This is a genomic window from Blautia sp. DFI.6.71 (genome assembly GCF_020593585.1).
Taxonomy (GTDB): Bacteria; Bacillota; Clostridia; order Lachnospirales; family Lachnospiraceae; genus Blautia_A; species Blautia_A wexlerae.
On the sequence record NZ_JAJDMJ010000030.1, the window covers coordinates 38,310 to 45,972 of the forward strand.

8 protein-coding genes and 2 pseudogenes are annotated in these 7,663 nt (G+C 39.1%); 2 read left to right on the forward strand and 8 right to left on the reverse strand.

The features are described 5' to 3' along the window. Positions 1–14 precede the first annotated feature (14 nt). The 6 genes from LJE12_RS12780 to LJE12_RS12805 all read right to left on the reverse strand — a co-directional run bounded on the left by LJE12_RS12780 (position 15) and on the right by LJE12_RS12805 (position 4,470). Positions 15–1,148 (reverse strand): ThiF family adenylyltransferase, encoded by a 1,134-nt coding sequence (locus LJE12_RS12780; protein WP_118633854.1) that lies wholly within the window; start codon positions 1,146–1,148, stop codon positions 15–17. Beyond that, the gene (locus LJE12_RS12785) at positions 1,145–2,146 is read right to left on the reverse strand and encodes a Mov34/MPN/PAD-1 family protein (protein WP_118633855.1); all 1,002 of its coding nucleotides are present in this window, start codon (positions 2,144–2,146) and stop codon (positions 1,145–1,147) included. The genes LJE12_RS12780 and LJE12_RS12785 overlap by 4 nt, the downstream gene beginning before the upstream one ends. A gap of 37 nt (positions 2,147–2,183) precedes the next feature. Then, positions 2,184–2,648 carry a hypothetical protein gene (locus LJE12_RS12790; RefSeq protein ID WP_118633856.1) on the reverse strand — a complete coding sequence of 155 codons (465 nt, stop codon included), beginning with the start codon at positions 2,646–2,648 and terminating at the stop codon, positions 2,184–2,186. Between the two features lie 11 nt (positions 2,649–2,659). Beyond that, positions 2,660–2,857 carry a hypothetical protein gene (locus LJE12_RS12795; protein WP_118633857.1) on the reverse strand — a complete coding sequence of 66 codons (198 nt, stop codon included), beginning with the start codon at positions 2,855–2,857 and terminating at the stop codon, positions 2,660–2,662. A 16-nt stretch (positions 2,858–2,873) separates the two neighbouring features. Beyond that, positions 2,874–3,197: a helix-turn-helix transcriptional regulator gene (locus LJE12_RS12800; protein WP_227227015.1), complete on the reverse strand. Its 324-nt coding sequence runs from the start codon at positions 3,195–3,197 to the stop codon at positions 2,874–2,876. Positions 3,198–3,312: 115 nt separating this feature from the next. After that, positions 3,313–4,470, reverse strand: coding sequence for a tyrosine-type recombinase/integrase (locus tag LJE12_RS12805; protein WP_118633858.1), 1,158 nt, complete (start codon positions 4,468–4,470; stop codon positions 3,313–3,315). A gap of 458 nt (positions 4,471–4,928) precedes the next feature. On the opposite strand from LJE12_RS12805, the gene LJE12_RS12810 reads away from it, so the two are divergent. Further along, positions 4,929–5,309 (forward strand): helix-turn-helix domain-containing protein, encoded by a 381-nt coding sequence (locus tag LJE12_RS12810; RefSeq protein WP_118633859.1) that lies wholly within the window; start codon positions 4,929–4,931, stop codon positions 5,307–5,309. A 294-nt stretch (positions 5,310–5,603) separates the two neighbouring features. Here LJE12_RS12810 and LJE12_RS12815 read toward each other — a convergent pair whose 3' ends face one another. Next, positions 5,604–5,777, reverse strand: a complete 174-nt coding sequence (locus tag LJE12_RS12815; protein WP_173681662.1) for a hypothetical protein — start codon at positions 5,775–5,777, stop codon at positions 5,604–5,606. A gap of 49 nt (positions 5,778–5,826) precedes the next feature. Continuing rightward, positions 5,827–6,513: pseudogene (locus tag LJE12_RS12820) on the reverse strand (IS91 family transposase); the annotation flags it as partial. 22 nt (positions 6,514–6,535) lie between these two features. Between LJE12_RS12820 and LJE12_RS12825 the strand changes: the two are divergent. Further along, positions 6,536–7,219, forward strand: a pseudogene (locus LJE12_RS12825) (IS91 family transposase); the annotation flags it as partial. Between the last annotated feature and the right edge of the window lie 444 nt (positions 7,220–7,663).

Consider the following 7,663-nt stretch of genomic DNA (forward strand, 5'->3'; position numbering starts at 1 on the left):
CCGCACACTCCTTTCTATTCAAATTCGCAAGGCGGACAGGAAGCACAATGTCCTACCTGTAATGAGGTTGTCACCTGTAGTGGATAACTGAATATCTCAGCCATTTCGCCGCCAATCTTTGGGTTGTTTGTATTGCACACTAATGTGTACTGAGTAAGTGTCGACAAAAGACGAGGTGTATATTCGTCGTTATCAAGGTTAAAAATATCTAAGAGCAACTTGATCCCGATGGTAGTTACAAAGTTAATATCTACGGAAATACCCGGTTCAAAATTTACTTTGCTCAGATCTTCTTCATTGGTGTATAGTCTGCGATTTGTTGATGTACGTTGTGACATCAAGTTCCCATCCCCCAAAGCACATTTGTAACACGGCATATTCTTTCTCGGCAGATAGTAAAAAATCTCACCAGCAAAGGCTCTTTCCCAAAAGCCGATACTCAGGAAAGGAATTCCATACATTACAGATATGGAATTAGCATATACATCGGCAGAACGATTATCGGCACATCCAATCAATACAGTCTGTTCTTTTAGACAGAAGGTATCAAAAACCGGACGATCAAGCATCTCTACAGTCGATACAATCGGTTCGACTTCAGCTGATGGATTGATTTCAAGGATTCTTCGTTTTAAGGCATCTACCTTATATTCACCAACTTCAGAGATTGAACACTGATGTCGGCATAAATTGTGGTACTCCAAGATGTCATTATCCACCAGAACAAATTTACCGATACCGGTACGAGCGAGTTCCAATGCCACCAGACTTCCGACAGAGCCACATCCTAAGATAAACGCACATTTATTGTGCAGCATATCCGATTCTAAGATGCCTGTGTTTCGAGAGAAGATGTTCTGAAATAGGTTGTATTTCTGAAAAGCATATTCTTCGCCATTAAATTGGAATAGAAGCTTTTCAGCATCCCACCATCCGATTAAGGTGTTGGACTGTATTTCATTTGGTTTTGTTGCAAAGATTTCGCCCAAGCGGATTGTTGCATACTGTTTACTTTCCTCATCAGAGAAAACATTAAATACTTTGGATTTTGCAAAGTGCTTTCCCCAGAGTTCTCCGATATACTTCTTTTCAAACAGAGCATCTGGGAAGAACACTATTTTCTTCGGTTTAACTCCTATAAAATTCAATGATCCGCACCTTCTTTCGATAGGAATTCTAAATAGGCATCCTTAAAAAGACCGGGATGATATTTGTAGCAACATTCATTGAAAGAAAAGAGAATCTCATTGTCCTGTGAACCAAAGGACAACTCAAAACGAGGATGCGTTTTTGCAGAAGGTTCATTTTCTTTCAAAACTAAAGAGCCTGTGGGACTAATGCTCATTTGGCATTCGACGCCAAGCTGTGTTAGAAATTTAAGGTCATCATCTAGCTTTTCCAGAATATACATAACGGCATCGCCTTCATCTTCTTTAGGAAGTTTTATCGAAGGGCTTTTGATGTCACTATATGTTCTCTGCCGAAGGAACCAATAAATAACTTCATGGAACGAAAATTCTTTGAGTTCTATTTTCTGTGTAGGCTTTCGGGAGATTATTTCGCCACCTTTTGTTCGCTTGGTAGTAAGCCACTTGTGTTTCAACGAATTTGGAACTACCTGCTGTGTTGACGATACTTCCATTTGTTGTTGCAAGTATGCACTGTTTCTAAGTGTAAGCATCTCTTGCGGGATATAAGAATCGCCAACCACATATTTAATCTTTTCGTATTTAAGTGGTAACGTTACTGTATACACAGTTAATCTAAACTGCGGATCTATATTGACTAAAGTAGAGATTGCACCCTGTTCGTTCAATTCGGCATACTTAGTATTTGTTCCATCATCGGTTCCAGAAAAGGAGTCATATGAACCAGGGTGTCGATGCCATAATCCAATTAAATCTAACTGCAGAGAATATAATCTTGAAACCTTGTTGATAAGATGATTTATATAGTCTTGATCATATTCAAAGTAAGCAGGTTGGAAAACTGAGTTTGGACCAGGATCAATGCTCTCGATAACATACCAGACATCGCCTTTTCTGTATCCCAAGAACACGCCGCCGGTTTCTGTCCGAATTTTTTCTTGAGTTTCGACCAAAATAGAAGTAAATGCACGCTCTGAAAAAACTACACACTTTGGCATCACAGCACCTCCTTTCTTCATACCTTCTCAGGGATTATCAATAAGTATGTTCGAATACTTCATCACCGATTTCACCGGCAAGCCAGCCTTCTACCGCAAAAATCCACTTAGCTGCCCAGCCGAGAGCTTTTGCTGCGGAGGTGGTTCGATTACCAGAGTCAATATCTTCTTTTCTTGCTGTACACATATAAAGGTCGCCGTTTGCATCTCTCAGAACATGAGGGAGAGAACCAGCTGCTTTATACAGTTCGTTCAAATCAGGTTTTACAGAGTAAACACGCAAAGAACCACCATATGTGTTGTTGTGCGGATGGTTATGATCGTACACGACCATTAAAGTCCATGTTCCACCATCTGCACCTCTTGGATTGAGATTACCAACCCAGCAAATTCTGCCGTCAGCCAATCTGTCCAAGACAAAATTAGGGAAATATAAATTCATAGCCTGCTTTTCATCGTTAAAAAGCTGAGGGTTTCTTTCATACCAATAGAATCCAGCCATCGTTGTCCTCCTTATGCCAATTTCCCTTCAGGTGCTTTCAGCGTTCTATTGAGCTGTGCCTGGGAGTCATTAGGCTCAACAATCTGACCAGAAGGGGTTACATTAACAGATTCACCTCTTTTGAGTCGTTCAGCAATTTCTCTGCGCTTTGCAGCAGCAGCATCTTCTTCAGCGGCGAAACGTCCTGCGGGAACAGTGATAAACTTCATAATATATACCTTCTTTCTAAATAATCTTTTCTTTTTTAGCTGTAGAACCTTCTATCATCAGTGCCGAGTGAAGCAGTTCTAAGTCCCGGAACTCGGTTCTTTGAGAAAAATAGAATACACAATTACTGTTGGCAGTAAAAAACATCAAAATTGCTAACATCGTTGTCCACGTCAACGGCGTTGTTTTGCGTTCGATTGCAGAAATCGTTTGCCTGCTCAACCCAATTTTTTCACCAAGTTCAGTTTGTGAGATACCATATTTCTTTCTTAATGCAGGTAATCTGTCCACCATGTGTGCAATTAAGATTTCCTGCTCAGTAGATGTAATAATTTCAGACACTCAAATCCTCCAATCTTCGTATTTTATGGTTAGGAACAAAGGTTTTTTCGTAGAATATATCCTTCATTGAAAACAAGCAAAAAAGCGCCGTAAAACAGCGCTTTCCATAATTCTGCTATGATACTTGACCATAAATTTGACCCTTAATATTATTCCAATAATCCATCTGCAATCTTTTCTGCTGCATTGATGGATGCACATACTTATTAAGAGTAATGCTTACATTCGAGTGTCCTAATATTTCACTTAATGACTTTATATCAAACCCAAGCGCAACACAGTTTGTAGCAAACGTGTGACGTAAGGTGTGATAGTTGGTCTTTTGGATTCCAGCCATAGTTAGAACTTGGTCAAAGTAATATTGGAATGTCCTCGGCTCAAGGGGCTTGTTTATTGAACCAGTCAAAATATAGGCATCGGGTGGATCTTCCTGTGCCAAAGTACAAATAATCGGTACAAGAAAACTTGGTATAGGTATTACTCGAATGGAAGATTTGCTTTTGGGAGACCCGACATGAATTTTTGTCTTTGTTTTCCCGGAGGAATGGGCAATTCGTTGAACTGTGCGTCGTACATACAAAATAGCATTCTTAGTGTCGATATCTGTCCACTGTAATGCACAAACCTCACCAATTCTGAGTCCACAGTACAAACTAAGCATAATTCCTAAATTTCGCCGAGAAATATGTGTAGATAAAAATAGATCCAGTGCATCTTCTTCATGTTGCTCCAATGTTTGAATTGGTGTTGCTTCCTTACCCGATCTTGTAAGGCAAATTGAAAAATAAGCAACCATATTATTTGATGCGGCATATTTAATCGTGGCGTTGAGAATATAAAGCATGGTTTGGAGGGAACTTGTGGAAAGCATACCTCCATTTTTCTTGTTCCCATTCTTTTGCTGAGCATCAAGAAATGTATAGAACAAATCTGCGTTCAGCTCACGCAATTTTCTATGCCCCAACTCTGGAAGAATATGCTTTTCGATAAGGTTTTGATATTTGATTATAGAGGATGGTTTCAAATTGATTTTTTTGGCATTGAACCAGCTATTGATTATTTCACCAAACAATTTGTTTTTGGCATCCACATAAACAACACCAATGCTACTTTTGTATTTTGCTTCATCTAGCTTCTGTTTAGTTTCTGCATAGGTTTTTCCATACACAGAAGCATATCTGGCTTTTTGTTTTTTTGAGTCGTACCCCTTGATGTAACGACCTTCCCATCTACCATCTTTGCGTTTACGGATATTTTCTCCTCTGCGTGACATAATTTTCACTCCTTTCGTCTCGACCACAAAATTGACCCCGAATGGAATAAAAATGCGCTTTTGTAAATCATGGTAATGCCCAAATTACTGTCAAATCGAATGTTTATTTGACTTATTTTCTTACATAATTCGAGCAGACTTGACAAGTTACTTTGCATTTGATAAAATGAATAACAATAAAGTCCATCGGTTTTACTTCTGTGATGGATATATTCTACGAAAGAGAGCATCTTCCCGAAAATGAGAGGGAGACCGCTTTCTTTTTTGTTTTACATCCTGGTCGAAGCTTTTACGAGCTTGACCGGGATTTTTGCTTTATACACCTTGCCTTGCATTCTATCATTTAATGCAATCTGCCTATAAAATTTTAACACATTGCATCAATAAGTGCAACTTGCATTTATGATTGGTTGTTGCATAAATGGTCACACTCTATAATAAAACAGAACGTAAAAAGCATGGAGGTGATTGAATTGCAACCGGAATTAGATTATGAAAAAGTTGGTCAACGCATAAAAGCTGCGAGAATGGAAAAGAACTTAAATCAAGCTGATTTGGGTGCGTTAGTTGGTTGCTCCAACAATCATATCAGCCATGTGGAAATAGGGCAGACAAAAGTTTCGCTTCCTCTATTATTAAAGATAGCCACTTCCTTGGATAAGGATTTTGACTATTTTCTGCTTGATACGCCATATACAAGTCGAGAAAGACTTATCAATACAGAATTAGCTGAAAAGTTGAATCAATGTAATACAACGACTTTGATTACGATAAGCAAAATAATAGACGCTTTAATAGAGCAGCAGAATATACAGAACTCTGAACAGCAAGAATACTGATGAACCGCAAATCATTTTTGACTGCCAGATTATTTTGGCGGTCATTCTTTTTAGTAAAGCTTGCTATATATGAATGGTAGATATGCAAAATGTAAATATTTGAATTGGGCGGCGAGGTGTTCAGTTCTCTCGACAGCAGCATTATGTAATAACGAGAAGATAAGTCTGGGTATGATGATAAAACATTGTACCCAGGCTTATTTTTTTGGCTATATATGAAAGACCGCCTGACGGCGTTCTCTTGAATAGTAAATGCCCGCGTGGAGGCGGGCATTAGAAATAGACGATACTGGTTTAGAAGAGATAAAACCCTTCTTCGCCAAAATCGTCATCTAGTTCATCGTCATTTAAGAAATAATCCATATCCAAAAGAGCCTCCTCACTCATGGAGAGGATGTCCCTGGAGATCATTCCTTCTGGTGGATTTTCTATGTATTTTTTTCGCAGCGTCTCGATATCTGGTTTCATTTGATCAATCCTCCTTTTTAGGAAGATTATAACATAAAAATCATGATATTTAAGAAGAGGATCTCTTTCCATGAGAACGGGACATCGCTTTCTCGTACATTTCTTCGAGGGAGACATGCTGGTGGTTATAGTAAAGTGCTATAAGATCCATTTGGTGTTTACATTTTGGACATTGTAAGGGATCATAGCCAAAGGAGGACAGTATAGCAGTGCGCCATTGATTAAAACTCCGATAGATACGGTGTTTATGCGGACTGATTGCGCGGCGTAGAGAACTGTCTAATTTCCGGTGGCGTGCATAAATGCCGCCGTAGCGGATCATTTTAAAATGTTTTTCCGGTATATGCCGGATCAGGCGTTTAATGAAGTCGATCGCAGGAATGGTTTCAGTAACGTATTTATCATCTTCATGACGATTGTAATGGAAAGTGACCATAGAACCATCATATTTATCAATCCTGGAAGTAGCAATAACAGGTCTTCCGAGATACCGCCCGATGTATTTTGTGACGGTTTCGGGATCACATTTGTTTGGCTTAGCATAAACATAGAAACCATGTTTGTGTTCTTTATAACAGGAAGCTTTTATCTTTTTAAAAGATGGACCGATGATGGATTCCATTTCATCGAGGAGTGCAGTGCGGAAAGCATTACGCAAAAATGTGTAGCTGAAGTGGCTGATGTGACGCCAGAAGGAATCATCACTAAAACCGCCTTCAGAGATAAGGCAGTGCATACTATGTAGAGCTTTACATAGTATGCACTGTATCATTTCAGGCGGCGGTCTTACCAAAGCAAAACAGCTTCAAATATCAAAAGGTAACTTTTTTATTCCTGTTGAAGTTCTCAGAGATAAGTTTAAGGGGAAATATCTTCATTTTCTGGATAATTACTATCAGAACAAAGAGCTTACATTTTCTTCTTCCTGCAAAGAACTCCGTAATTCATACAAATGAAAAGATTTCAAAAACAAACTTTATGAAAAAGACTGGTGTCCTTTCATAAAAGAAACTTTCAACGGCTTTGGCAATGCAATTGAGTATCTCGGGCGCTATACACATAAGATTGCCATTTCAAACAGCAGAATTCTTTCCGTGACAGAGTCTGAAACTACTTTCTCAGCACGTGGCATAAAACCCAATGCCCCCAAACGTGAGATTACGATTTCGAACACCGAATTTATCCGGTGTTTTCTGATGCATGTACTCCCATCAGGATTTCAGAAAATCCGTTACTATGGATTTTTGAATAACCGGATGAAAACGAAGAACCTGAAACTGATCTTCAGACTTCAAGGTTATCAAAAATTCAAAAGGCGGTACACGGATCTATCTATTGCTGAACTGTTAAAAGCGGTCTGGAACTTTGACATTCGCATTTGTCCAGAATGCGGTTGTATCAGTATGAAACAAGCCGGAAGGACTTATGCAAAACCAAGCTAATCAATACTTTCCTTTATATTGTTTTTTCAAGACCTCCCATTGGAAGGTCTGTGAAGCATGCCCGAAAATATTTACCCTGATAAATTTTGTGCTTTTTTCTTACTGTTTAGCCTCCAAACCTCCACTTTGATGAAAGTCGGAAGAATACTATCCCCATATCATTTCTGGCTAAACGTCCGCGAATTGGTACAATGGGAAATCATCAGATTTGAGTAGTTAATTAGACTACTCTTTTCTTTTGACAAATCAGATGCTTTCCTTAAGTATTATAACACAGAATTCATCATCATGTAAAAACTCCTGAAGTGAACCTCACATGACTGAAGTCACGTACTTCCAGACGCTTTAGGCGTCCGACTGAATATCGGCGGATATGCCTGTAACTTAGGTGCGCAGTTATGCGCATTTCCCATGCCAGATATGGCAGGTTCCCACATTACAGGT